This is a genomic window from Streptomyces sp. PsTaAH-137, assembly GCF_003259365.1.
Taxonomy (GTDB): domain Bacteria; phylum Actinomycetota; class Actinomycetes; order Streptomycetales; family Streptomycetaceae; genus Streptomyces.
Window position 1 is genome coordinate 90,775 of sequence record NZ_QLLY01000025.1, and the last position, 22,515, is coordinate 113,289.

Consider the following 22,515-nt stretch of genomic DNA (forward strand, 5'->3'; position numbering starts at 1 on the left):
CCCTCAGGGTCACCTGAATCATCGAGAGGAACATCGTGGCTGAGCCGTTCTCCGTCCGGGTCGAGGTGCGCGGGTACGAGACCGACACACAGGGCCATCTCAACCAGGCGGTGTATCTGCAGTACGCGGAGCACGCCCGCTGGGCGCTGCTGCGGCACGGCGGCATCGAGCAGCAGGATCTGCTCACGCGGCGCGTGGGCCCCGTCGTCCTGGAGACGAACATCCGCTATCTGCGGGAGCTGCGCGCCGGCGACAGCGTGGACGTGGAGTGCGTCTTCGAGTGGGGCGAGGGCAAGACGTTCCGCGTGCTCCAGGCGATCAGAAAGACCGACGGCACCCTGTCGGCCGAGATCACCGGCGTGGGCGGCGTGCTGGACCTGGACCGCCGCAAACTGGTGGCCGACCCGGGTGAGGTCTTCAAGGAACTGGCGAAGGACCCCGGCGCCTTCGGCCTGTAGCCCCGGCCGTTCACCGACTGACGGCCGGTGGGGCTGGTCGCGCAGTTCCCCACCGGCCCGCACCCACCCACAACCCTGTCCTGACGGGTACCCGTCACGCCGAATTTCTGGTAGGAAACCTTCCTAACAGTCGACGGAACGACGAACTCCCCTCAGGAGGACCCGTGCCCACCCCCCACATACGCACCTCACGCCTCTCCCGTCGCACCATGCTCACGTTCCTCGGTGCCACGGTCGTCGCGGCACCGCTGCTGACCACTCAGCTCGCCGGCGCGTCCCCCGTGGCCGCCGCCGGGCTCGACGATCCGGCGAAGAAGGAGATCGCCATGAAGCTGGTGTCGAGCGCGGAGAACTCCTCGCTCGACTGGAAGGCCCAGTACAAGTACATCGAGGACATCGGCGACGGCCGCGGCTACACCGCCGGGATCATCGGCTTCTGCTCCGGCACCGGGGACATGCTCGACCTGGTCGAGCTGTACACCGACCGCAAGCCCGGCAACGTCCTGGCCAAGTACCTTCCCGCCCTGCGGGACGTGGACGGCAGCGACTCGCACGACGGCCTGGACCCGAACTTCCCCAAGGACTGGGCGAAGGCGGCCCAGGACTCGGCCTTCCAGCAGGCGCAGAACGACGAGCGCGACCGGGTGTACTTCAACCCGGCGGTCAAGCAGGGCAAGGCCGACGGGGTCGGCACGCTCGGCCAGTTCACGTACTACGACGCCATCGTGATGCACGGCGACGGCGGTGACCCGACGAGCTTCTCCGGCATCCGCAAGCGCGCCCTCGGCAAGGCGAAGCGGCCCGCGCAGGGCGGCGACGAGGTCACCTGGCTGAACGCGTTCCTCGACGCGCGGGTGTGGGCGATGAAGCAGGAGGAGGCGCACAGCGACACCAGCCGCGTCGACACCGCCCAGCGCGTGTTCCTGAAGAACGGCAATCTGAACCTGGACCCGCCGCTGGACTGGAAGGTCTACGGGGACAGCTTCCACATCGGCTGACCAGCGCCCCAAGAAAAAGCCCGTACAGCACCGACGCCGCCCCCGGATCTCGGGAGCGGCGTCGGCCGTACGGGACAGGTCGGTCGAGGGCGGGGCCGGCGGATCAGTGCGCGGCGGCGGACGTCGTGCGCTGCTCCGCGATCGCCCCGCCCGACTCCATCGGGGCCGTCACGTCGTCCGCGTCGCGCCCGCGGCCCAGGTGGTTGAAGACCAGGTTGAGCAGGACCGCCGCGACACAGCCGGTGGAGATGCCCGAGTCCAGGATGATCTTCGCGCGCTCCGGGAACGCGTGGTAGAACTCCGGCGCCGCGATGGGGATCAGGCCCACGGCGAGCGACACGGCGACGATCAGGACGTTGTTGTCCTTGTCCAGGCCCGCCTTGACCAGGGTCTGGATACCGCTGGCGGCGACCGAGCCGAACAGGACGACGCCCGCGCCGCCGAGGACCGGCCTCGGCACGACCGCGATCAGGGACGCGGCCATCGGGCACAGACCCATCAGGACGAGGAAGCCGCCGCCGACCGCGACCACGAACCGGCTGCGGATCTTCGTCATCGCCACCAGGCCGATGTTCTGGGCGAAGGCGCTGCACATGAAGCCGTTGAAGACCGGGCTGATCGCCGTGCCGAGGGTGTCGGCACGCAGACCTGCCGCGATCGTCTTCTCGTCCGCGGGACGGTCGACGATCTCACCGAGCGCGAGCATGTCCGCCGTCGACTCCGTCATCGACACGACCATGACGACGATCATCGACACGATGGCGGCGCCGGCGAACTGCGGGGCACCGAAGTGGAACGGCGTCGGGAAGCCGACGATGTCCGCGTCCCCGACCGGCGAGAAGTCCGTGACGCCGAACGGGATGGCGACGACCGTGCCGACGACCAGGCCGAGCAGGACCGCGATCTGCTTGACGAAGCCGGTGGTGAAGCGGCGCAGCAGCAGCACGATGACGAGGGTGATCCCGGCGAGGGCCAGGTTCTTCATGGAGCCGTAGTCGGACGCCTTGGCGTCGGGCCCCTGGGCCCAGCCGAAGGCGACGGGCATCAGCGAGATGCCGATGAGCGTGATGACCGTACCCGTGACGACCGGCGGGAAGAAACGTATCGCCTTGGAGAAGAAGGGCGCGGCGATGAAGCCGAGGAGGCCCGCCACGATCACCGCTCCGAAGATGATCGGCAGGGCGTCGCTCTTGTCCTTCGTGGAGTCGGCGACGGCGAGCATCGGGGCCACGCCCGCGAACGTCACGCCGTTGACGAACGGCAGCCGGGCGCCGATCTTCCAGATGCCGAGCGTCTGGAGGAAGGTGGCGAGGCCCGCCGTGAAGAGGCAGGCGCCGGTCAGGAAGGTGAGTTCCTTCGCGGAGAGACCGATGTAGGCGCCGACGATGAGCGGGGGCGCGACCACGCCCGCGTACATGGCTGCCACGTGCTGAAGACCGGTCGTCGCCATCTTCAGCGGGGGCAGGGTCTCGTCGACCGGATGTTTGGTATGTCCCGCTTCCTGGTCGGCGGGGGTGGTGCCTTGCTTGGTGAACCTGGGCGTCGTCGCCACTGCGGCTCCTCCGGTTGTTTTCCAGTCCCGGCGGGCCGCCGGCACTTTTCGCTTCTGGGAGGTGGTGCAAGGAAAACTGAATGAACTCGGTTGAGCTCGTATGAAGTTGTGGTGCGCCCAGGCAGTGCTGACCGCCCCGGGGACGTGAAGCTGGGGCCACGTTCCGGGGCGGCTCCCGAACTGCCCGCTCGGCAGTTCGGGTCCGGCCGGGGACCGTCCTCCCCGGCCGGAGTTCTGGAGAGGTGCTACGCCTGCGCGGCGATCCGCGCGAGACGCTGCGCCTCGTCCCGCGTGGAGCGGGCGATCGCGTCCTCGTCGACGTGCAGGAGGCGGCTGTCCTCCACCACCGGTACGCCGTTCACGAGGGAGAGGGTGACCGGGGCGGCCGCGCCGAAGACGAGACCGATGACCGGGTCGAGGATGGAGGAGTGGGCGAGCGTGTCCATCTTCCACAGCACGAGGTCGGCGAGCTTGCCGGTCTCCAGCGAGCCGATCTCCGCCGCCCTGCCGAGGACCTGGGCGCCGCCGTACGTGCCGAGGCGCAGCGCCTGACGGGCGTTCAGGGCGGACTCGCGGTGGGCGCCGAGGCGGTTGATCAGCAGGGCGTTGCGCAGTTCGGTGTGGAGTTCACCGGACTCGTTGGAGGCGGTGCCGTCGACGCCGAGGCCGACCGGGACGCCGGCGGCCAGCATGTCGGGGACGCGGGCGATGCCGGCGGCGAGGCGGGCGTTGGAGGACGGGCAGTGCGCGACGCCCGTCTTCGTCCGGCCGAACGCGGCGATGTCGGAGTCGTTCATGTGGACGCTGTGCGCCATCCACACGTCCTCACCGAGCCAGCCGGTCGACTCGAAGTAGTCGGTGGGGCCCATGCCGAACAGCTCGTGGCAGAACTTCTCCTCCTCGACCGTCTCGCTGCCGTGGGTGTGCAGCCGTACGCCGAGCGAGCGCGCCAACTCGGCGCCCTGCTTGAGGAGTTCGGTGGAGACGGAGAACGGCGAGCAGGGGGCGACGGCCACCTGGGTCATGGCGCCGAAGGAGGCGTCGTGGTGCTTCCTCACGGTCTCCTCGGTGGCGGCGAGGGCGCCTTCGAGGGTCTCGATGGCGAAGTCCGGCGGCAGGCCGCCGTCCTTCTCGCTGCGGTCCATGGAGCCGCGGGCCAGGGTGAAGCGCACACCCATCTCGGAGGCGGCGCGGATGATCGACCCGGAGAGGTCGCCCGAGCCCTGCGGGAACACGTAGTGGTGGTCCATCGCGGTGGTCACGCCGCCGCGGGCCATCATCGCGAGGGAGCCCTGCGCGGCCGCGTACGTCATCTGCTCGTCGATGCGCGCCCACGTCGGGTACAACGCCACCAGCCAGTTGAACAGGTTGTGGTCCGTCGCGAGACCGCGGGTGATCCACTGGTAGTAGTGGTGGTGCGTGTTGACCAGGCCGGGCGTGGCGAGGTGGCCGGTGCCGTCGACGCGGCGCACGACGTTCTCCAGGCCCTCGGGCGCGCTGCCCGCGCCGATGGACTCGATGACGTTGCCCGCGACGACGATGTGTCCCGAGGCGTACTCGGTGTCGTGGGCGTCGACCGTCGCGATGGCGACGTTCTCGATGACGATGCGGTCGGTTGAAGAAGCCGTAGAAGGTGCCATGGTGCGTCCTTCATTTCTTGAGTGGCGATTGGGCACGGCAGGACCCTAGGAGGATTTGAGTGCCGCAGCCGCGCTGGCGCTGCTACGGGTGCCGAGATGGTGGAAGAACAGGTTCAGCGATACGGCGACGAGCGCGCCGGCGCTGATGCCGGAGCCGAGCACGGTCTGCGCCCAGGCGGGGAAGTCGGCGTAGAAGGTGGGCGCGGCGAGAGGGATGATGCCCGCGCCGAGCGAGACGGCCACCAGGATGATGTTGGAGCTGTCGTCGAGGCCCGCCTCGGACAGTGTGCGGATGCCGCTGACGGCGATGGAGCCGAAGAGGACGATGCCCGCGCCGCCGAGGACCGGCATGGGGACCATCGAGACGACCGCGCCGAGCACCGGGAAGGCGCCGAGAATCAGCAGGGCGCCGCCCGCGACGGCGACGACGTACCGGCTGCGCACTTTGGTGAGCGAGACGACGCCGACGTTCTGCGCGAAGGCGGAGGTGGGGAAGCCGCCGAAGACCGGGCCGAGGAAGGTGGCGATGCCGTCGGTGCGCAGGCCGCGCGTGATGGTCCGCCCGTCGCAGTCGCGCTCGCAGATCTCGCCGATGGCGAGCATGCCGGCGCTGGACTCGGTCATCAGGACGAGCATGACGAGGCAGAGCGAGACGATCGCGGCGGGCTGGAACTCGGGGGTGCCGAAGGCGAACGGGGTCGGCAGGGCGGCGACCGGCGCCGACTTGATGGAGCTGAAGTCCGCCATGCCGAACGGGATCGCGGCGAGCGTGCCGATCAACAGGCCGAAGAGCAGGGCGACTTGCTTGACGAAGCCCTTGCCGAAGCGCTGGATCAGCAGAATGACGACGAGGGTGAAGGCGGCGAGCGCGAGGTAGCGCATGTCGCCGTAGTCGGCGGCGGTCTTGTCGCCGCCCTGGGCCCAGCCGACGGGGACGGGCATCAGGGTCACACCGATGAGGGTGATGACGACGCCGGTGACGAGCGGCGGGAAGAAGCGCAGCAGCCGTCCGAAGAACGGTCCGATGGCGAGACAGAAGACGCCCGCGACCATCACCGCCCCGTAGATGGCGGGGAGTTGGTCGCCCTGGGCGTTGGTCTCGGCGATGGCGAGCATGGGTGCGATGCCCGCCGAGGACGCGGCGTTGACGAACGGCAGCCGGTTGCCGACGAAGCCCTTGACGCCGAGCGTCTGGAGCAGGGTGGCCACTCCGGCGATGAGCAGCGACGCGGCGATCAGCCGGGTCTGGCCCGCGGTGTCCAGGTGGACGGCCTGGCCGATGATGAGCGGAGGGGTGACGACGCCGGCGTACATGGCGGCGATGTGCTGGAGCGCGGCGGGGACGAGCCGCGAGGCGTGGAGCTTTTCGTCCACCGGATGCACCTTGGTGACTTCGATGGTGCCGTCCGGCAGGGTGGAACACGGGCCTTCAGCCGGCCCCTTTGCAGGCGTTGCCATGTTGTTCCCTCCGGGAGGGGGTGCCCCCGCCCACTGCGGGTGGGTGGGGGCACGCCTCACAAGGACTCACAAGGACATGACGATGACCGTCAGAGGTTGGTCATGTCGGTCGGGATGCGCTGCTCGGCGCCGTCCCGCAGGATGGTGGCCTCGATCAGGCCGTAGGGACGGTCGGCGGCCCAGTAGACGGCCCCGTCCTTCGCGTCGTTCTCCAGGCCGAAGGCCGAGAGGTCCTGGCGGAAGTGGTGCTTGTTCGGCGCGGAGAAGCGGATCTCGTCGATCTCGCTGCGGTTGTTGATGACGCGCGAACCCATCTGGAAGAGGGTCTGCTGCAGCGACAGCGAGTACGTCTCGACGAAGGCCTGGAGGATGTGCTTCTTGGCCTGCTCGTAGGACTTGTTCCACTGCGGCGTGCGCTCGCCCTCGGCGCCCGTCCAGTTGTGCCGCCACCAGGTGGACAGCGACGTGGCGAGGATGCGGTCGTAGTCCTCCTTGAGCGTCGTGTACTTGTCCTTGATGTAGCCCCAGAACTCGGAGTTCGTGGTGTTCATGACGGTCAGGTCCTTGAGACCGGACAGCACCTCGAACGTCTCGCCGTCGTACGTGATCTGGGTGAGGCGGACCTCCTGGCCCTTGCGGACGAAGGAGTGCTGCACCTCGTCGGCGCCGATGAAGTTGGAGCCCGCGTCGGAGCCGGCGATGCGCTCCCAGGAGTACTCCTCGATGCGGATGCGCGACCGGTGGATCGACGGCTGGCTGTCGACGAAGTGCCGGGCCAGCTCGATGCCGTACTGCTCCGCCGACTCGATGCCGTGTTCCTTGGCGAAGGCGAAGCAGGTGTTCTTGGTGGTGTCGGTCGGCAGGCAGTTGGCGTTCGACCCGGTGAGGTGCACGTCGGAGAGGTCACCGCTGAGGGCGACCGAGACGTTCAGGTCCTTGATGTGGTGAGTGTCGCCGTCCCGCGTGATCTTTACGACTCGGTTCTCGGCCTTGCCGTACTGGTTCTGTCCCAGGATCGTGGGCATGTCTGCTAGCTCCCTCGGTAAACGGAGTAGCCGAACGGGTTGAGCAGCAGCGGTACGTGGTAGTGCTCGCCCGGCACGACGGCGAACGTGATCGCCACCTCCGGGAAGAACGCTCCGGTCGCACCGCTGTCCCGATTCGCGGGGGCGTCCTGCTGCGCATCGGCTTGCTTCTTGTCGAAATACACTTCCGTCTCGAAGTCGAGACGGACGTGAGTGGTGCCCTCCGGCAGGGCCGGAAGGTCCTTGCAGCGCCCGTCCGCGTCGGTGGCCGAACCGCCGAGCGCCACCCAGGCGGCGCCCGAACCGGCGCGTGCCGCAAGGGAGATGGCGACGCCCTCGGCGGGGCGTCCGATGCTGGTGTCCAGGATGTGTGTGGACACCGACGCCGTGGTCTCGGTACTCATCAGGCGTTGTCCCCTTCTTCTGCGAGGCGGGTCAGGCGGATGCGGTTGATCTTGCCCAGTTCGGTGCGGACGATCTCCCGCTCCTGGTCGGGCGTGTTGCCGATCCGTGTCTTGAGCGCGTCGAGCATCTGCTCGGCGCTCGCCCCGGTGGCACAGATGAGGAAGACGTGTCCGAACCGGTCCTGGTAGTCCAGGTTCAGTTCGAGCATCTGCGCCTTGAGTTCCTCGGAGGCCCCCGCCATGCCGCGCTGCTCACGCGACGAGGTCGGGTCGCCGGGCTTCGGGCGGCCGATCGGCGGGTGCCCCGCCATCGCCTCGGCGAGATCGTCCGCGGTCAGCTCGGCCGTCGCGGCGTCACTGGCCTCGAAGAGGGCCTCTACGGTGGCGAAGGGGCGCTGGGCGAGCAGCTTGCTCCCCCACGCCGATGAAGCACACACCTCGTGGAGCTCGGCCTGGGCCGCGCTCTCGTCGGAGGTGTTGAACCGGGTCAACCCCCGATGTGTGCCTGATGTACCTGAAGTCACGGGATGCCTCCGTGGCCTTGTGCTGGACGGGCTGCGGATAGCTAACGCTCTCGGAAACACGGCGTCAACACTTTGTTGAAAACTTGGAGTGACAAAAACCGCCGTCCGGTTAACGGACGGCGGTTCGGGAAGCGGAGAATCCGTGCAGGTCAGGTGGCCTTCTCGCGGTTGAGGTAGTTGTAGACGGTGAAGCGCGAGACGCCCAGGGCGCCGGCCACGGTCTCCACCCCGTGCCGCACGGAGAACGCGCCGCGCGCCTCCAGGGCGCGTACGACCTCCTGCTTCTCCTTGCGGTCGAGATCCGCCAGCGGCTTGCCCTCCCTGCGCTCCATGGCGGCCAGGATGTGATCGAGGGAGTCGGCCAGCTGGGGCAGCCGGACGGCCAGCACGTCCACGCCCTCCCAGCTCAGCACGACGTCGTCCTTGCCTGCCTCCTGCGGCGGCATCATCTCGCCCCCCATGGCGTCGACGAGCGGCTTGACCGCCCGGACGAAGGGGTCGGAGGCGTCATCAACGGTCCCGGTCACTTATCGCCCTCCCCGGACTCGTCACCGTTCGCGCGGGACTCGTCACCGATCACGTTCACCTGGAGCGAGACCCGGGTGGCGCCGGCCGCGAGCGCCTTGCGCAGCAGCGCGTCGACGGCGGTCAGCACCCCGTCGGACTCCCCCTCGGCCGTGTTGCCGAACGGGCCGACGTCGACCGCGTCCAGGTCGGCCCCCTCCAGGACGTCCCGGGCGACCACCGCGTGCGGCGGCGCCTCGTCGAGGTCGAAGGGCTCGGTCGTGAACTCCACTCTCAATCGCACGCGCTCAACCTAACGCCGTCGACGGAATTTCCGGCAGCCCCTCTTGACAGCCATCGCCACCCACAGGCAATCTTCCATTAAGCAGAAACGAACTTCCGCAATACGGAACAACTTACGGAAGGGAGCGCCGACCCTCATGGGATTCGCAGACCAGCGCTTCAACGTCAACCTGTCGATCCTCTTCACGGAACTCCCGCTCCTGGAGCGTCCCGCGGCCGCCGCCGCGGCGGGCTTCACCGCGGTCGAGCTGTGGTGGCCCTGGGTCGACGCCCCCACCCCCGCGCAGTCCGAGCTCGACGCCCTGCGCACCGCGATCACCGAGGCGGGCGTCCAGCTCACCGGACTGAACTTCTACGCGGGCCAGTTGCCGGGACCCGACCGGGGCGCCCTGTCGATCCCCGGCGAGGAGAGCGACAAGTTCCGCGCGAACGTCGACATCGCGGCCGACTTCGCGCAGTCCCTCGGCTGCAAGGCGCTCAACGCCCTGTACGGCAACCGCGTGGACGGTGTCGACGAGGCGACGCAGGACGCGCTCGCCCTGGAGAACCTGACGCTGGCGGCCCGCGCGGCCGACCGCGTCGGCGCGGTCCTGCTGATCGAGGCGCTCAACGCGCCGGAGTCGCCGAAGTGCCCGATCGTGAGCGCCCCCAAGGCGATCGAGATCGTCGACAAGGTGAACGCGGCGACCGGCCTGGGCAACGCCAAGTTCCTGATGGACCTGTACCACCTGTCGATGAACGGCGAGGACCTGTCGCAGGTCATCAGCGCCTACACGGACAGGACGGCGCACGTGCAGATCGCCGACAACCCGGGCCGCGGCGCGCCGGGCACCGGCTCGCTGCCGCTGGAGGAGCTGCTCGACCAGCTGAAGAAGGCCGGCTACGAGGGCTATGTCGGCCTGGAGTACAAGCCGGGCGAGCGCCCGAGCGCCGAGGCCTTCGACTGGCTGCCGCGCGAGCACCGCGCCGCCTGAGCCGCCGACCCATCGGCGTACCACCGTTTTCAGAGCCTCTGGAGTGTCACCCTCATGAGCAACAATCTCCCCAAGGTCGCGTGGATCGGTCTCGGCATCATGGGCTCGCCCATGTCGGAGAACCTGATCAAGGCCGGTTACGACGTCACGGGCTTCACCCTGGAGCAGGACAAGCTGGACCGCCTCGCCGCGGCCGGCGGCACGGCCGTGAAGTCGATCGCCGAGGCCGTCAAGGACGCCGACGTCATCGTGACGATGGTGCCCGCCTCCCCGCAGGTCGAGGCGATCTCCTACGGCCCCGAGGGCATCCTGGAGAACGCCAGGTCGGGCGCGCTGATCGTCGACATGTCGTCGATCACCCCGCAGACCTCGGTCGACCTCGCGAAGAACGCGAAGGAGAAGGGCATCCGCGTCATCGACGCCCCCGTCTCCGGCGGCGAGGCCGGCGCCATCGAGGCCGTGCTGTCCATCATGGTCGGCGGTGAGCAGGCCGACTTCGACGAGGCCAAGCCGCTCCTCGACGCGCTCGGCAAGACCATCGTGCTGTGCGGTCCGCACGGCTCGGGCCAGACCGTGAAGGCCGCCAACCAGCTGATCGTCGCCGTGAACATCCAGGCGTGCGCCGAGGCCGTGGTCTTCCTGGAGAAGTCCGGCGTGGACCTGACGGCCGCGCTGGACGTCCTCAACGGCGGGCTCGCCGGCTCCACCGTGCTGACCCGCAAGAAGGACAACTTCCTCAACCGGGACTTCAAGCCGGGCTTCCGGATCGACCTGCACCACAAGGACATGGGCATCGTCACCGACGCCGCCCGCAACGTCGGCGCGGCCCTGCCCGTCGGCGGCGTGGTCGCCCAGCTGGTCGCCTCGCTGCGCGCCCAGGGCGACGGCGGCCTCGACCACTCCGCGCTGCTGCGCTCGGTCGAGCGCCTCTCCGGCAACCAGGTGGCCTGACCCCCAAGACTTCCGGGCCGCGGTGGCGCTGACACCTGTCCTGTCGCGCCCAGGCGTCGCCGCGGCCCGGAACCCTTCACGCCCAGCAGTTCAACAAAATGTTGAACAAGCTCTGCCGATAACTTCAACAAACTGTTGACGTAGCAGTTCAGGGGTACTTACGCTCCCCCACATCGCAGCCATCGTCAGCAGCCATTGCACGGAAGGTCGCCTCGAACCCATGCCGAAAACGCCGAATCGTGTGCTCACGACCGAGTCCGGCGCGCCTGTCGCCGACAACCAGAACTCCGCCACCGCAGGCGTCGGCGGCCCGATCCTGCTCCAGGACCAGCACCTCCTGGAGAAGCTCGCCCGCTTCAACCGCGAGCGCATCCCGGAGCGCGTGGTGCACGCCCGCGGCTCCGGCGCCTACGGCCACTTCGAGGTGACCGACGACGTCACCGGCTTCACCCACGCCGACTTCCTCTCGGAGATCGGCAAGCGCACCGAGGTCTTCCTGCGCTTCTCGACGGTCGCCGACAACCTCGGCGGCGCGGACGCCGTCCGCGACCCGCGCGGCTTCGCGCTGAAGTTCTACACCGAAGAGGGCAACTACGACCTCGTCGGCAACAACACCCCGGTGTTCTTCATCAAGGACCCGCTGAAGTTCCCCGACTTCATCCACTCCCAGAAGCGCGACCCCTTCACGGGCAAGCAGGAGCCGGAGAACGTCTGGGACTTCTGGGCGCACGCCCCCGAGGCCACGCACCAGGTGACCTGGCTGATGGGCGACCGCGGCATCCCGGCCTCGTACCGGCACATGAACGGCTACGGCTCGCACACCTACCAGTGGACGAACGAGCAGGGCGAAGCCTTCTTCGTGAAGTACCACTTCAAGACCAACCAGGGCATCCGCTCGCTCTCCGCCGAGCAGGCCCAGGAGATCGTCGGCAAGGACGCCAACTCGCACCAGACGGACCTGCTGCAGGCCATCGAGCGCGGTGTGCACCCGTCCTGGACGCTCTACGTGCAGCTCATGCCGGCGGCCGAGGCGGCCGACTACCGCTTCAACCCCTTCGACCTCACCAAGGTGTGGCCGCACAAGGACTACCCGCTCCAGCGCGTGGGCCGCCTGGTCCTCGACCGCAACCCGGACAACGTCTTCGCCGAGGTCGAGCAGGCCGCGTTCTCCCCGAACAACTTCGTGCCCGGCATCGGTCCCTCGCCGGACAAGATGCTCCAGGGCCGGCTGTTCGCCTACGCGGACGCGCACCGCTACCGCCTGGGCGTCAACCACACCCAGCTGCCGGTCAACGCGCCGAAGGCGACCGAGGCGGACAACTACGGGCGCGACGGCGTGATGGCGACCAACGCCTACGGCCGCACCCGCAAGAACTACGAGCCGAACTCCTTCGACGGCCCCGTCGAGACCGGCCGCCCGCTGGCCGCGCCGTACGCCGTCGCCGGGTACACGGGCACGCACGAGGCCCCGGCCCACACCAAGGACGACGACTTCTTCCAGGCGGGCGAGCTGTACCGCCTGATGTCGGAGGACGAGAAGGGGCGTCTGGTGGCGAACATCGCCGGTGGGCTCTCCCAGGTCTCGCACGACGACATCGTGGAGAAGAACCTCGCCCACTTCCACGCCGCCGACCCGGACTACGGCAAGCGCGTGGAGGAGGCGGTCCGCGCCCTGCGCGAGGACTGAGCCCCACCCGCCCCTCGGGGCGGCACACAGACTGCGTACGGGACTGATGGGAGGTCAGCTCCGTACGCGCAGACCCGAACCGCTGCGGGACCCGGATGAGGGGTGGTCCCGGGGCGGTGCGGGCGGACGAGGACCGCGGCGGCCGTGCGAGCCAGTGCGGTGGTGAAGGTTCCCGGCCCCCTGTCGACCTGAGGCAGGGCGTCCCCGGAGCCGTCGTACAGCCGCCGCGGTCCCAGCCACCGATCGCACTCCGTCCGGCGGCGCGCATGCATGTCTCGCCAGTCGCGCGCCGTCGGACGGCCACCACTTCCCAGACGAGAGCCCCCGGGTACGACGGTCCGTACCCGGGGGCTCTTCCGTGCGTGCGTCCGCCGGTCCCGCAGGGTCCCGCGCGGCCTCACATGCTGACGCGGCAGTACAGCCGGTGACCCGCCGCCCGCGCCTCGCGCGCCAGCTCGGCGAACGACTCGACCAGCGCCGTCAGCTCGTCCTCGGCCTCGTCCCCGTCGAACTCCTCGGTGCGTCCCCAGGCCACCGCCGCGGACCGCAGGGCCTGCGGCTCCGCGTCGGCCAGCGCGTCCCGCACACCGTCCGTCAGGGTCGTCACGACGACCGCGCAGTCCCCCTCCTGCGCGACGAGGGCGCACTGCCGGGGCTGGGCCCGCACCTCCTCGTAGCCGCGGCCGGTCAGCAGCGCCTCCAGGTTGGCCATCATCACGGCCGGGTCGATGCCGTTGCCGCACACCGCGCCGGGCACCTCGCCGGCGTCCAGCTGCTCCGCAGCCGCCTCGTCGTCGACTGCACTGAAGTAGTCCATCCATGCGCCCATGCGGCACTCCCCGCGATCTTCGGCCGATGCCATGAACCGTAGGGCACCGCGCCGACAACACAAACGGGCGGGCCACCGGTGTGCACCGGTGGCCCGCCCAGGTCCTTGCGGACGTCCCTTAAGGCATCAGACCTTCAGGGGACGGATCGACGTGGGCGCGTGGCCCGGCTCCGTCGCGATCTCCTCGAACTCCTTGACCGCGCTGATGTCGGCCGTGGGGCTCATGGAGATGTTCGTGATGCGCTCCAGGATCGCCTCGACGACGACCGGGACCCGGTGGTCCTGGGCGAGCTTCTTGGCCCGCTCCAGCGCCTCGCCCAGCTCGCTGGGGTCGGTGACCCGGATCGCCTTGCAGCCCAGGCCCTCGGCGACCTTGACGTGGTCGACGCCGTAGACGCCGAGCTCCGGGCTGTTCTGGTTCTCGAACTCCAGGTTGACCTGGAAGTTGATGTCGAGGCCGATCTGCGCCTGGCGGATCAGGCCCAGGTAGGCGTTGTTCACCAGGACGTGGACGTACGGGATCCGGTGCTGGGCACCGACGGCCAGCTCCTCGATCATGAACTGGAAGTCGTAGTCGCCGGAGAGGGCGACGACCTGGGTGTCCGGGTCGGCCTTGGCGACGCCGAGCGCGGCCGGGATCGTCCAGCCGAGCGGGCCCGCCTGGCCGCAGTTGATCCAGTGGCGCGGCTTGTAGACGTGCAGCATCTGGGCGCCGGCGATCTGCGACAGACCGATGGTCGTCACGTACCGGGTGTCCTTGCCGAACGCCTTGTTCATCTCCTCGTAGACGCGCTGCGGCTTCATGGGGATGTCGTCGAAGTGCGTACGGCGCAGGAGGGTCTCCTTGCGCTCCAGGTGCGAGGCGACCCAGGCGGAGCGGTCGGGCAGCCTGCCGGCCGCCTTCAGCTCCTTGGCGACCTCGACGAAGAGCTCCAGGGCGGCCTTCGCGTCGGAGGTGATCCCGTAGTCCGGCGCGAAGATCTTGCCGATCTGGGTCGGCTCGATGTCGACGTGGACGAACGTGCGGCCCTCGCGGTACACGTCCAGCTTGTAGCCGGTGTGGCGGTTGGCCCAGCGGTTGCCGATGCCGAGGACGAAGTCCGACTCCAGGAACGTGGCGTTGCCGTAGCGGTGGCCGGTCTGCTGGCCGACCATGCCCGCGTTCAGGTCGTGGTCGTCCGGGATGGTGCCCCAGCCCATCAGGGTGGGCACGACCGGGGTGTTGGTGAGCTCGGCGAACTCGACGAGCAGGTCGCTCGCGTCGGCGTTGATGATGCCGCCACCGGCGATGATCAGCGGCCGCTCGGACTCCAGGAGGAGGCCGATCGCCTTCTCGATCTGGGCGCGGGTCGCGGCCGGCTTGTAGACCGGCAGCGGCTCGTACGTGTCCGGGTCGAACTCGATCTCGGTCTGCTGGACGTCGATCGGCAGGTCGATGAGGACCGGGCCGGGACGGCCCGAGCGCATCAGGTGGAACGCCTGCTGGAAGACGCCGGGGACCTGCGCGGCCTCCAGGACCGTGACGGCCATCTTCGCGACCGGCTTGGCGATCGAGGAGATGTCGACGGCCTGGAAGTCCTCCTTGTGGATCAGGTGCGTGGGCGCCTGGCCCGTGATGCACAGGATCGGGATGGAGTCGCCGATGGCGGAGTACAGACCCGTGATCATGTCGGTGCCGGCCGGGCCCGACGTGCCGATGCAGACCCCGATGTTGCCGGGGTTGGCGCGGGTGTAGCCCTCGGCCATGTGCGAGGCACCCTCGACGTGGCGGGCGAGCGTGTGGTCGATGCCACCGCTCTCCTTGAGCTCCTTGTAGAAGGGGTTGATGGCGGCACCGGGCACGCCGAACGCGCTGCTGACGCCTTCGCGCTTGAGGATCTCAACGGCCGCGCGGGCGGCGGTCATTCGAGCCATGAGTGCTCCCGACTCCTACGTGACTGACGGTCACTGTCGTGTCTGTTCGGTTCTTCGGATGTCGGATTCGCGCTCCCGTCGCGCCCCGCGGCGAGCTCTGAAGTCCGTATAGCATTTCCGTATTGTGGAAAGTAGCTTCTGCTATATGGAAGCAATGTAGAGGGGGGTCAGGAAGGCCGTCAAGGTGGATGATGAGACGCGAACGATCCGGAATCCTTCGGCCCACTAGGGGGTGTGATGGCCGAGCCCGTGCGCGTGCGCTGCCCGGCCTGCCCGCGCGAGCACACGTACGTCCCCACGGCGCTGCCGTGCGCGTGCGGTGCGCCGGTGGCCCCGCCGCTGGTGCGCGGCGCCGCCGCCGAGGAGGTCAGCGACCACACCTGGGACGACGACTGGGTCACCCTGCGGTGCCCGGTGTGCGGCCGCCGCGACCGCTGGCCGCGTCCGGAACTGGGCTGCGACTGCGGCGCCCTGCTGCGGCTGCCGGTCCAGGACGACCAGGCCCCGCCGCCCCAGCACATACCGCTGCCGCGGACGGCGACGCCGCCGCGGCCCGCCTTCCAGCCCGTCGCCATCCGCACCGCGCGCGACGCGGTGACCGCCGTCGCGCTGTATCTGCGCTGGCTGGGCTACCCGGACGTGCGCCGCGCCGACCAGCGCCCGCCGTCCGGCATCGGGCTCGCCGCGCGCGGACTCGTGGCCCAGTTGGAGCCCTCGGTGCGCCCCGCGACGGTGCGCGACGTGGAGTGCCTGTGGCTCCAGTCGATGACCGAGTCGGCGGCCTGCGTCTACTTCTCCCTCGCCGGCTACGTGGACGAGGCCCGCACCCGCGCGGACGAGCTGATGGTGCCCCTGTTCGTGCTCGACCTGACCGGGGAACCGCAGCCGGTGAACAGCCCCGCGGACGAGATGATCGCAGGCGGCACCTAGGCACCCGGAGGGGCCGCGATCACCTGTCGCATACTGACGCCATGATCATTCGTAGCGCCGAGCCGGCCGAACTGCCGCGCCTGCAAGAGCTGGAGAGGGCCGCGGGCGAGCTGTTCCGCCCGCTCGGCATGGACGCGATCGCCGACGACGAGCCGCCCACCCTCGCCGAACTGGAGCGCCACCGCGCCGCCGGACACGCCTGGGTCGCCGTCGACGACTCGGGAAAGGTGCTCGCGTACCTGGTCGGCGAGACGGTGGACGGCGCCTTCCACATCGAGCAGGTCACCGTCCACCCGGACACGGCCCGGCGCGGGGTGGGCCGGGCCCTGATCGCGCACGCCGCCGACCACGCCCACCGCAAGGGCCTGGCGGGGCTGACCCTGACCACGTTCACCGAGGTGCCGTGGAACGCCCCGTACTACGAGCGGCTCGGCTTCCGCCGCCTGACCGGCGCCGCGCTCACCCCGGGCCTGCGCCGGATCCGCGCGGCGGAGGCGGAGCTCGGCCTGGACCGGTGGCCCCGGGTGTGCATGCGGCGCGACGGCTGAACCGCGCGGCTCACTCCGGGCGGTACGCCTCCCGGAGTTCGATCTTGCGGACCTTGCCGCTGACCGTCATCGGGAACGCGTCGAGCAGCCGCAGCCGGCTCGGCACCTTGTAGTGCGCGAGCCGGTCGTGGCAGTACGCGCGCAGTTCGTCCAGGGTGAGGGGGTCCGCCGGGTCCCGGAGGATCACGCAGGCCAGGACCTCTTCCCCGTACTTCTCGTGCGGCACCCCGACCACCTGGACGTCGGCGATCCGCGGGTGCCCGTACAGGAACTCCTCGATCTCGCGCGGGTAGATGTTCTCGCCGCCGCGGATGATCATGTCCTTGATGCGGCCGACGATCTGCGCGTACCCGTCCTCGCGCAGCACCGCCAGATCGCCGGTGTGCATCCACCGTCCGGCGTCGACGACCTCGGCGGTCTTCTCGGGCTCGCCCCAGTAGCCGAGCATGACGCTGTAGCCGCGGGTGCACAGCTCGCCGGGTTCGCCGCGCGGCAGGGTGACGCCGGTTACCGGGTCGATCACCTTGACCTCGATGTGCGGCAGGACGCGGCCGACGGTGCCGGTGCGGCGCTCCAGGTCGTCGTCGCGGCGCGTCTGAAGCGAGACGGGCGAGGTCTCGGTCATGCCGTAGCAGATGGAGACCTCGGCCATGTGCATCTCGGCGACGACCCGCTTCATGACCTCGACGGGACACGGGGAGCCCGCCATGATCCCGGTGCGCAGGCTGGAGAGGTCGTACTCGGCGAAGTCCGGCAGGTTCAGCTCGGCGATGAACATGGTCGGGACGCCGTACAGCGAGGTGCACCGCTCCTCCTGCACGGCGCGCAGCGTGGCCGCCGGCTCGAAGGAGGGGGCGGGGATGACGATGCAGGCGCCGTGCGAGGTGATGCCCAGGTTGCCCATCACCATGCCGAAGCAGTGGTAGAAGGGGACGGGCAGACACACCCGGTCCTGCTCGCTGTAGCCGACCGTCTCGCCCACCCAGTAGCCGTTGTTGAGGATGTTGTGGTGGGAGAGGGTGGCCCCCTTCGGGAAGCCGGTCGTGCCCGAGGTGTACTGGATGTTGATCGGGTCGTCGCAGGACAACTCCGCGCCACGGGCCTCCAGTTGGCCGGCCGTCACCGACTGCCCGGCGGCGACGAGCGCGTCCCAGCTGTCCTCGCCGATGAAGACGCGCTCGCGCAGCTCAGGGCAGTCGGGAGCGACCTGGCGCACCAGCTCGCGGTAGTCGGTCCCCTTGTGCCCGGTCGACGCGACGAGCACGCTGACGCCCGACTGCCGCAGCACGTAACCCAGTTCGTGCGCCCGGTAGGCCGGGTTGATGTTCACCATGACCGCGCCGATGCGCGCGGTCGCGTACTGGACGAGCACCCACTCGGGGCAGTTGACCGCCCAGATGCCGACCCGGTCCCCTTTGGCGACGCCCCGCGCAAGCAGTCCGCGCGCCAACTCGTCGACGGCCGAGCTGAATTGGCCGTACGTCCAGCGGCGCCCGCTCGGCACGTCAACGAGCGCCTCGCGGTCGGGCCAGGCGTCGACGGCGCGCTGGAGGTTGGCGCCGACGGTGTCGCCGAGCAGGGGCGTCGCACTGGTGCCGTGCGCGTACGAGAGTGCGGTCGAGGGGGCGGTCACCGGCGGTCCTCCTTGAGTACTCGGCGGGCGGGCCCGCGCGGGCCCGCCCGATGAGCAACCTAACCGCGCCCGCCACGAGTTCGTACCCCCTCGTCACCGGGCATTTCGGCGGGCCGCGCCGGATGATCGTCTACGCTCGCGGACATGGACACCTCCGCGGACACCTTCGCCGTGACGCACTTGATCACCCGATACGCGGAACTGGTCGACACCGGGGACTTCGCCGGGGTCGGCGCGCTGTTCGCCAAGGCCTCGTTCATCGGCAGCGGGCCGCCCGTCGAGGGCGCCGAGGCGGTCGAGCGGATGCTGCGGGAGAGCGTGATCCTGTACGAGGACGGCACCCCGCGCACCCATCACGTGACGACGAACATCGCCGTCGACATCGACGACGACGCCGGCCGCGCGTCGGCCCGCTCCTACGTCACGGTCTTCCAGGAGCTGCCCGGGCTGCCGTTGCAGCCCGTGGCCGCGGGCCGCTATCGCGACCGCTTCTACCGGCACTACGGTCAGTGGCGATTCGTCGAACGGCAGGTCACCATGCACCTGGTGGGCGACGTGTCCCGCCATCTGCGCGGCTGACGACCGGCCGCCTCGGCGGGGTGCCTGCTAGGGTTTATGTGATCTGTCGTATGCGAACAGTCTGTGAGCGAGGAGTGGCAGTCGTGGCGGGTGACGACGACATCTCCGGGTGAGTCCCGGTTCTGACAGGCCACCGGAGTGCGCTGAGAGAGCGCCGTGCCGGGGTGGCCGGTTCGTCGTACCCCTTTTTCCCACGCCGCTCAGGGCAGTGGCCTGTCCGGCCTGCCTGCCCGCTCCTCCGCGAGGTCACTTTCATGTCCGACGCCTCCATCGTCTGCTCGAACCTCTCCTTCGCCCGGCCCGACGACACCCCCGTCTTCCAGGACCTCTCCTTCACCGTCGCCCCGGGCCGCACCGGCCTGGTCGCGCCCAACGGCTCCGGCAAGAGCACCCTGCTCAAGCTGATCGCGGGCGAGCTGAAGCCCACGGCGGGCTCCGTGTCGGTCGACGGCACGCTGGGCTATCTCCCGCAGAGCCTGCCGCTGACCAGCAGCCTCACGGTCTCCGAGGTGCTCGGGGTCGCACCCGTCATCCGGGCCATCGACGCCGTCGAGTCCGGCGACGTGAGCGAGGAGCACTTCACCACCATCGGCGACGACTGGGACATCGAGGAGCGCACCCGCGCCCAGCTCGACCGGCTCGGTCTGGCCGGGCTCGCACTCGACCGGAGTCTGAGCACGCTCAGCGGCGGCCAGGTCGTATCGCTGGGCCTCGCCGCCCAGTTGCTGAAGCGGCCCGACGTGCTGCTGCTCGACGAGCCGACCAACAACCTCGACCTGGCGGCCCGGCACAAGCTCTACGACGTGCTGTCGGACTTCACCGGCTGTCTGCTGCTGGTCAGTCACGACCGGGCGCTGCTCGACCGCATGGAGCGCGTCGCGGAACTCGGCGGTGGTGAACTGCGCCTGTACGGCGGCAACTTCACCGAGTACGAGGAGGCGGTGCGCGCCGAGCAGGAGGTCGCCGAGAAGAACGTCCGCAACGCGGCGCAGGAACTCAAGCGCGAGAAGCGGGAGATGCAGCAGGCCCGCGAGCGCGCCGAGCGGCGCGCGAGCAATGCCTCGAAGAACCTCAAGAACGCCGGTCTGCCCAAGATCTTCGCGGGCAATATGAAGCGCGGCGCCCAGGAGGCCGCCGGCAAGTCCGGCACGATGCACGCCTCCCGGGTCAGCGAGGCGAAGGCCCGGCTCGACGAGGCCGGGCGGGCCGTGCGCGACGAGCAGCGCCTGACCCTGGAGCTGCCGGACACGCAGGTGCCCGCCGGACGGAACCTCTTCATCGGCGAGGGCCTTCAGACCCTGCACGACGGACGGCCGGTGTTCGCCGACGGCGGCGTCGACCTGACCGTGCGCGGCCCCGAGCGGATCGCGCTGACCGGGCCCAACGGCGCGGGCAAGACCACACTGCTCCGGCTGATCACCGGCGACCTCGCGCCGGACGGCGGCGAGATCAAGCGGGGCGACGGCCGGATCGCGTACCTGTCGCAGCGGCTCGATCTGCTGGACCCCGAGCTGACGGTGGCGGAGAACTTCGCCGCGTTCGCGCCCGAGCGGCCCGAGGCGGAGCGGATGAACCTGCTGGCCCGCTTCCTCTTCCGGGGCGCCCGCGCGCATCTGCCGGTCGGGGCGCTGTCCGGCGGCGAGCGGCTGCGCGCCACGCTGGCCTGTGTGCTGTGCGCGGAGCCCGCCCCGCACCTGCTGCTGCTCGACGAGCCGACGAACAACCTGGACCTGGTCAGCGCGGGCCAGCTGGAGAGCGCGCTCAACTCCTACCAGGGCGCGTTCATGGTGGTCAGCCACGACGAGCGGTTCCTCACCGAGATCGGGGTGAACCGCCGGCTGCGCGTGGCCGACGGGACGCTCCAGGAGAGCGGCGGCCCCGAGGTGTGACCCGCCGGTGTGCTCGATGGCCCGCGCCCGAGGCAGCCGCCCGGCGGGCCGCCCCTCGATCGCATCGGACGGTTCACTGTGCCGAAAACCGCACTGCTCGCCCATGACGTCGTCCGTGTCCTCGGGGACCGGCGCGTCCTCGACGGCGTCGGCCTCACCGCGTCGCCCGGTCATCGCATCGGCCTGATCGGTGAGAACGGCGTCGGCAAGTCCACCCTGCTGCGGGTGCTCGCCGGGGTGGACGCGCCCGACTCGGGGAGCGTCGAACGCCCCGACGATCTCGGCCTGCTGCACCAGGAGATGCCCTTCGACCCGGCGACGACCATCGCCGGAGTACTGGACGAGGCGTTGCGCGAGGCCCGCGAGGATCTCGCGGAGCTGGACCGGCTCGGCGCCGAGCTGGCCGCCGTCCCGGAGGACTCCCCCGGCCATCAGGACCTCCTGGACGCCTACGGCCGTCGGCTCGAACAGGCCCAGGACCGGGAGTCCTGGGACGCCGACCGGCGGGCGGCCCTGATGCTGGCCGGTCTCGGGCTCGGCACGCTGGGCCACGACCGCACGCTCGGCGAGCTGTCCGGCGGGCAGCGCGGCCGGCTCGCCCTGGCCGCCCTCCTCGTGCGGCGGCCGTCGGCGCTGCTGCTCGACGAGCCGACGAACCACCTCGACGACGAGGCCGCCGCGTTCCTGGAGGAGCAGATCCGGGCGCTGCCCGCGGCCGTGGTGATCGCCGGCCACGACCGGGCGTTCCTGGACGCCGTCTGCACCGACATGATCGACCTGGACCCGGCGGTGGACGGGCCGGTCCGCTACGGCGGCAACTACAGCGCCTACCTGGGCGAGAAGCACGCCGAGCGGAAGCGCTGGGAGCGGCGGTGGGCCGAGGAGCAGGAGGAGCTGACCGGACTGCGCCACACGGCGGGCGTGACCGCGCACCGGGTCGCGCCGGACCGGGGGCCGCGCGACAACGAGAAGATGGGCTACGGGCACCGGGCGGGCCGGGTGCAGAGCCAGATCTCGCGCCGGGTGCGCAACGCCACGCGACGCCTCGACGAGCTGACCCGCACCGGGGTCGCCGAGCCGCCGAGCCCGCTGCGGTTCGCCGCCGGGGAACTGGCCGCGCCCGCCACGGACGACGACCGGCCATTGGTGGAGCTGCGAGACGTACGGGTGCCGGGAAGGCTCGCGCCGACCGGCCTGGAGATCCCGGCGGACGACCGGCTGCTGGTCACGGGCGGCAACGGCACGGGCAAGTCCACGCTGCTCGCCGTGGTCGCCGGGCGGCTCGGCGCCGAGGGCGAGCGGCGCGTACGGCCCGGCCTGACCGTGGGGCTGCTCGCCCAGGACACCGTGTTCGACCGGGCCGACCGGACGGTCGCCGCGACCTACGCGGCGGGGGTGGGAGCGGCGCGGGCCGAGCGGGTGCCGCTGCTCTCGCTCGGCCTGCTGCACGCGGCCGACCTGGACAAACCCGTCGGGCAGCTCTCCGTCGGGCAGCGCAGGCGGCTCGCGCTGGCGCTCCTGGTGGCGCGCCCGCCCCACCTGCTGCTGCTCGACGAGCCCACGAACCATCTCTCGCCGCGCCTGTGCGACGAGCTGGAGGAAGCGCTGGGCAGCGGCCCCGGCGCGATCGTCGTCGCGAGCCACGACCGCTGGCTGCGGCGCCGGTGGCAGGGGCGGGAGCTGCGGCTCGGGACCTGATGCGCCGGCCGGGTGGG

The 22,515-nt window shown here is 70.1% G+C and carries 20 protein-coding genes; 9 read left to right on the top strand and 11 right to left on the bottom strand.

Annotated features, from left to right (window positions below; all coding sequences use genetic code 11):
- The first annotated feature begins 35 nt into the window (after positions 1–35).
- A complete protein-coding gene (locus K377_RS37005; RefSeq protein WP_111668034.1) occupies positions 36–458 on the top strand; it encodes a thioesterase family protein in 423 nt (140 codons plus the stop codon).
- A 209-nt stretch (positions 459–667) separates the two neighbouring features.
- A complete protein-coding gene (locus K377_RS37010) occupies positions 668–1,456 on the top strand; it encodes a chitosanase (RefSeq protein ID WP_111668063.1) in 789 nt (262 codons plus the stop codon).
- Positions 1,457–1,559: 103 nt separating this feature from the next.
- Here K377_RS37010 and K377_RS37015 read toward each other — a convergent pair whose 3' ends face one another.
- From K377_RS37015 to K377_RS37050, 8 genes are all read right to left on the bottom strand, one after another.
- On the bottom strand, positions 1,560–3,008 hold the full coding sequence (locus K377_RS37015; protein ID WP_181512741.1) for a nucleobase:cation symporter-2 family protein: 1,449 nt from the start codon (positions 3,006–3,008) through the stop codon (positions 1,560–1,562).
- 245 nt (positions 3,009–3,253) lie between these two features.
- The gene (locus K377_RS37020; RefSeq protein WP_111668035.1) at positions 3,254–4,648 is read right to left on the bottom strand and encodes an 8-oxoguanine deaminase; all 1,395 of its coding nucleotides are present in this window, start codon (positions 4,646–4,648) and stop codon (positions 3,254–3,256) included.
- 45 nt (positions 4,649–4,693) lie between these two features.
- Positions 4,694–6,106: a nucleobase:cation symporter-2 family protein gene (locus tag K377_RS37025; protein WP_111668036.1), complete on the bottom strand. Its 1,413-nt coding sequence runs from the start codon at positions 6,104–6,106 to the stop codon at positions 4,694–4,696.
- 89 nt (positions 6,107–6,195) lie between these two features.
- Positions 6,196–7,131 carry a factor-independent urate hydroxylase gene (gene pucL / locus K377_RS37030; RefSeq protein ID WP_111668037.1) on the bottom strand — a complete coding sequence of 312 codons (936 nt, stop codon included), beginning with the start codon at positions 7,129–7,131 and terminating at the stop codon, positions 6,196–6,198.
- 5 nt (positions 7,132–7,136) lie between these two features.
- Positions 7,137–7,535 carry a hydroxyisourate hydrolase gene (gene uraH, locus K377_RS37035; RefSeq protein WP_111668038.1) on the bottom strand — a complete coding sequence of 133 codons (399 nt, stop codon included), beginning with the start codon at positions 7,533–7,535 and terminating at the stop codon, positions 7,137–7,139.
- Entirely contained in the window at positions 7,535–8,059 is a 525-nt protein-coding gene (gene uraD, locus K377_RS37040; RefSeq protein ID WP_161195074.1) for a 2-oxo-4-hydroxy-4-carboxy-5-ureidoimidazoline decarboxylase, read from the bottom strand. The genes uraH and uraD overlap by 1 nt, the downstream gene beginning before the upstream one ends.
- 149 nt (positions 8,060–8,208) lie before the next feature.
- Entirely contained in the window at positions 8,209–8,520 is a 312-nt protein-coding gene (locus tag K377_RS37045; protein WP_111668065.1) for a helix-turn-helix domain-containing protein, read from the bottom strand.
- A 62-nt stretch (positions 8,521–8,582) separates the two neighbouring features.
- Positions 8,583–8,867 (bottom strand): hypothetical protein, encoded by a 285-nt coding sequence (locus K377_RS37050; RefSeq protein WP_111668040.1) that lies wholly within the window; start codon positions 8,865–8,867, stop codon positions 8,583–8,585.
- 136 nt (positions 8,868–9,003) lie between these two features.
- Between K377_RS37050 and K377_RS37055 the strand changes: the two genes are divergently transcribed.
- The 3 genes from K377_RS37055 (at position 9,004) to K377_RS37065 (ending at position 12,478) form a co-directional block, all read left to right on the top strand.
- Positions 9,004–9,840, top strand: a complete 837-nt coding sequence (locus K377_RS37055) for a TIM barrel protein (protein ID WP_111668041.1) — start codon at positions 9,004–9,006, stop codon at positions 9,838–9,840.
- A gap of 54 nt (positions 9,841–9,894) precedes the next feature.
- Positions 9,895–10,791 carry a 2-hydroxy-3-oxopropionate reductase gene (locus K377_RS37060; protein ID WP_111668042.1) on the top strand — a complete coding sequence of 299 codons (897 nt, stop codon included), beginning with the start codon at positions 9,895–9,897 and terminating at the stop codon, positions 10,789–10,791.
- A 220-nt stretch (positions 10,792–11,011) separates the two neighbouring features.
- On the top strand, positions 11,012–12,478 hold the full coding sequence (locus tag K377_RS37065) for a catalase (protein WP_111668043.1): 1,467 nt from the start codon (positions 11,012–11,014) through the stop codon (positions 12,476–12,478).
- A gap of 397 nt (positions 12,479–12,875) precedes the next feature.
- Here the strand turns inward: K377_RS37065 and K377_RS37070 are convergent, their stop codons facing one another.
- Both K377_RS37070 and gcl read right to left on the bottom strand, forming a co-directional pair.
- On the bottom strand, positions 12,876–13,307 hold the full coding sequence (locus K377_RS37070; protein ID WP_111668044.1) for a hypothetical protein: 432 nt from the start codon (positions 13,305–13,307) through the stop codon (positions 12,876–12,878).
- Between the two features lie 126 nt (positions 13,308–13,433).
- The gene (gene gcl, locus K377_RS37075; RefSeq protein ID WP_161195076.1) at positions 13,434–15,212 is read right to left on the bottom strand and encodes a glyoxylate carboligase; all 1,779 of its coding nucleotides are present in this window, start codon (positions 15,210–15,212) and stop codon (positions 13,434–13,436) included.
- A 200-nt stretch (positions 15,213–15,412) separates the two neighbouring features.
- Between gcl and K377_RS42775 the strand changes: the two genes are divergently transcribed.
- Positions 15,413–16,699, top strand: coding sequence for a GNAT family N-acetyltransferase (locus K377_RS42775; protein ID WP_272920601.1), 1,287 nt, complete (start codon positions 15,413–15,415; stop codon positions 16,697–16,699).
- 10 nt (positions 16,700–16,709) lie between these two features.
- On the opposite strand, the gene K377_RS37090 is transcribed toward K377_RS42775, so the two are convergent.
- Complete coding sequence (locus K377_RS37090) at positions 16,710–18,332, bottom strand: AMP-binding protein (protein WP_111668048.1); 1,623 nt, start codon at positions 18,330–18,332, stop codon at positions 16,710–16,712.
- A gap of 144 nt (positions 18,333–18,476) precedes the next feature.
- Here K377_RS37090 and K377_RS37095 point away from each other — a divergent pair, with 144 nt between their 5' ends.
- The 3 genes from K377_RS37095 to K377_RS37105 all read left to right on the top strand — a co-directional run bounded on the left by K377_RS37095 (position 18,477) and on the right by K377_RS37105 (position 22,498).
- Positions 18,477–18,911 carry a nuclear transport factor 2 family protein gene (locus tag K377_RS37095; RefSeq protein WP_111668049.1) on the top strand — a complete coding sequence of 145 codons (435 nt, stop codon included), beginning with the start codon at positions 18,477–18,479 and terminating at the stop codon, positions 18,909–18,911.
- A gap of 254 nt (positions 18,912–19,165) precedes the next feature.
- Positions 19,166–20,800: a ribosomal protection-like ABC-F family protein gene (abc-f, locus tag K377_RS37100; RefSeq protein WP_111668050.1), complete on the top strand. Its 1,635-nt coding sequence runs from the start codon at positions 19,166–19,168 to the stop codon at positions 20,798–20,800.
- Positions 20,801–20,878: 78 nt separating this feature from the next.
- Positions 20,879–22,498, top strand: coding sequence for an ABC-F family ATP-binding cassette domain-containing protein (locus K377_RS37105; RefSeq protein WP_111668066.1), 1,620 nt, complete (start codon positions 20,879–20,881; stop codon positions 22,496–22,498).
- Positions 22,499–22,515 lie beyond the last annotated feature (17 nt).